Origin of the sequence: Thiohalophilus sp., from assembly GCF_031581315.1 — a bacterium.
Classification (GTDB): domain Bacteria; phylum Pseudomonadota; class Gammaproteobacteria; order UBA6429; family Thiohalophilaceae; genus Thiohalophilus.
In genome coordinates this window covers 1-3,370 of the sequence record NZ_JAVLAZ010000116.1, presented here as the reverse complement: position 1 = coordinate 3,370, position 3,370 = coordinate 1, and the positions used below count along the sequence as shown (strand labels likewise).

At 50.4% G+C, this 3,370-nt stretch carries 2 protein-coding genes and 1 pseudogene; all 3 read left to right on the top strand.

From position 1 onward, the window contains the following. Positions 1–425 (top strand): annotated as a pseudogene (locus tag RI563_RS12170) (type IV pili twitching motility protein PilT); the annotation flags it as partial. 471 nt (positions 426–896) lie between these two features. After that, positions 897–1,169 carry a hypothetical protein gene (locus tag RI563_RS12165; RefSeq protein ID WP_310694653.1) on the top strand — a complete coding sequence of 91 codons (273 nt, stop codon included), beginning with the start codon at positions 897–899 and terminating at the stop codon, positions 1,167–1,169. Between the two features lie 121 nt (positions 1,170–1,290). Further along, positions 1,291–3,255 carry an HD domain-containing phosphohydrolase gene (locus RI563_RS12160; RefSeq protein ID WP_310694652.1) on the top strand — a complete coding sequence of 655 codons (1,965 nt, stop codon included), beginning with the start codon at positions 1,291–1,293 and terminating at the stop codon, positions 3,253–3,255. Positions 3,256–3,370 lie beyond the last annotated feature (115 nt).

The window sequence follows — 3,370 nt, the reverse complement described above, 5'->3', positions numbered from 1 at the left end:
ACCAGGCGATGGATCGTATCGTCAACTTCTTCCCGGAAGATCGTTTCAACCAGCTGCACCTGGATCTTTCGCTCAACCTCAAAGCCATGATCGCCCAGCAACTGATCCCCACACCAGACGGCGACGGACGGGTACTGGCCGCCGAGATCCTGATCAACACGCCGCTGATGTCCGATCACATCCGCAAGGGTGAAATCTCCAAGATGAAGGAGCTGATGACCAAGTCCACCCAGGCCGGCATGCAGACCTTCGACCAGGCGCTTTATCATCTTTACAAAGACGGCAGTATTACCTACGAAGACGCCATTAACCACGCCGACTCCGCCAACGAACTGCGCCTGATGATCAAACTGGGCGAAACCAAGGGCGAAGACATGGATGCCATGACCGGCGCGCTGGATGGGATTACCATTCAGGAAACCTGAACCAAATCCTTCCCTCTCCCCTTTGGGGAGAGGGGATAAGCATACCCTGTGGGCAAACTCAATTTTAAAAGCGGGGTCTTGTGGGAGGCGATTTAATCGGCGACTCTCGCCGTACCCACCTGTTTGTTTATCTAAATGATCGCCCTGCGCGCACCCTTCGGGCTACTCCTCCTTCCACTGCGATGCTCGGCGGCGTCTGACGGGAACAATATCCCATAGCGATAGGGTGCGTCCCAGACACCGACCACTCAGATATCCAGCTGCATCGCTGATACCTGCCTCGAAAAACCCGGAATCTGTTGCTAGTATTTAAGAGGTCTGGAATTGAACGATAGTTTTGATAGGCAGATTCTGTCTATATCACTGTTATGTGTGAAAAGCAGACTAGAACGGAATTGACGGTAAACCGTTATATTTTTTGATTTTAAAGATTTAAGGTAAACCTTATGTTACAAACAAAGGTAATACCAAATGTCTAAACTAATCGAAGAACTTAAGCAATATGGTGTAATAGCCGCCAATGAAGTTAAAAGAATCACTCTAGATCAAATAGATATAGTGGGGCTTGTTTATAAGCGCGCAAAACAACTGAATAGTATATTCTGTGCGAAGTGCTGGGTTATTGATAATGTTAAATCTCAATTAGAAATCGAGGCATTTGCAGGTGAGTGCAATATTTATAGCTGTGATAAATGTGATTTTAGTGCTGCCTTACCGAAAACTGAGACCACCAACAAAGCGTGAATTCTATATGTAAAAATGACAAACCAGGTTTCAATGATCCAAAATTTTTCGAGAAGTTTATGTAATGGGAAAGGTGTCGATGGGATTGAAAATTGACCAGCTTGTATAAGTTGCAAAGGTAGTGCGCAAACGTTCTATAAAGTTCCAGGTGATTTCCGCGCTGGCGGTCCAGTTTCTGGTCTTGCTGGTGGTTGTGTCTATTACTCTGTATCAGCTGAATTTACGCAAGCATGACTATGTGATACTGAATTTGTCAGGCCAGCTGCGGGTTATCAGCCAGGTGATGGTGAGTCAGAGTGATAATTATCTGAAGCAGGCGCCACGCAGTTATGAGGCCTATGACCGGGATCTGGGGCTGTATCGCAAGGACTTGCGAAAACAGGTGAACAGTTACAGCAAGATCATCGATGCCTTCAAGGCGCGCAGTCTGTCCCCGGATCTGGTCAGTGGCCGGTCTTTTTCGGATACGGAGTCAGCCTCGCTGGGCAAGGTCCCCAGCCTGCTGGATGGCGAGGAGGTGATCTATTGTACCTGGGATGCGCAGTCGCGTTCGCAGCTGGATGAAACGGCGGCGATCTGGGAACGCTTCAAAACCGGCCTGATAGCGGAGCTGGGGAATCCTGACGAGCCGCGCCTGGAAGCGGCGGCGAAGTATATCCAGTTCAATCAGCATGATCTGGTTCAGGCCTCCGCCGATCTGTCACTGGCGTTTCGCCTGATGATGGAGAAGAAGCTGAATGAGATCAGGCTGCTCAATCAGGTGTCGTTGGGGTTGTCATTCCTGATTGCGCTGACCATCCTGTTGATTCTCTATCGCAAGATATTCCGGCCGGTGGAGACCACCGTGCAGGGATTCCGGCGGGTCGCCCAGGGCGATCTGAATTTCCAGGTACCGATTGCCGAGCAGAACGAGATCGGGCGACTTAGTAGCATGTTTAATGAACTGACCCGGCGCCTGGCCGGGATATTCAGGCTCAGTGACCGCATCAATCAGGCCAATAACCTGGATGAGACGCTACGTTTCGTCTTTGAGGAGTTCGGAGAGTTTCTGCCTATTGACCTTGTGGCACTACTCAGGACGGATCAGAACCGCAAGGCGGTATTGATCGACCGGGTATACACTGATGGACAAAACCAGATCGATGAGGGAGCCCGCTTCGACCAGGTAGGGTGCCGGTGCATGCAAGTGTTTGATGAGGGAAAACCGCTCAGGATCCAGGGTGATGATCTGCAAAATGCCCAAAGCAGTGATGCGATGACAATACAATTGGTCGCCGGGGGAATGCAGAGCCTGATCTTCGTTCCGTTAACCATCAGTGGCGACGAGGAAATGATTCTTGTATTCGGTTCGCGGGCATCAGATGCCTATCACGAGGAACATCTTGAACTGCTCGAGAATATTGCCGCCCAGGTTAGTCACGGTTTCGAGAAAACCATCGGCATGGAGAGCCTGGTGATCTCGGCTGTCGAGGGGCTGGCCAAGCTTGCAGAGAGTCGTGATCCGGAAACCGGTGACCACCTGTTTCGCATGAGCCGCTATTCGGCCCTGATCGCTGAACAGATGGGACATGAGGTTCGTTATCAATCACAAATCAATTCCGCTTATGTGCGTGACATTCTGCGTTTTGCGCCCATGCACGATATCGGCAAGGTCGGCGTTGAAGACAGTATTCTCCTCAAGCCAGGCAAACTCACCGACGCGGAACGACAGGCTATGCAGGAACACCCGGTTATTGGTGCGGAAGTATTGAAACACTGTGAACAGCAGGTCAATGCGGTGGGGCATTCGATTTTCAGGATCGGTATCGAGATTGCAGAGAGTCACCATGAACGATTTGATGGCGATGGCTATCCCTATCAGCTAAAAGAAGAGGCCATTCCCCTGTCGGCACGGATCGTGGCCGTTGCGGATGTCTTCGATGCACTGACTTCACGACGGCCTTATAAACAAGCCTGGTCGATTGACGAGGCGCTAGAATTAATCCGAACTGAGTCCGGGAAACATTTCGATCCGCAAGTGATTGTTGCCCTGGAAAGGGCGTTGCCCGGAATTATGCAGATCTACCATAAATACAAACATGTCTAGTGACAGTTTACAGGCGCATAGCCGCAGGGGAATAAAATGAGTGATATTGAATATGCGGGTTTCTGGATACGGGTCGGGGCGGCACTGATTGATTCGCTGCTGGTCATGATTATTA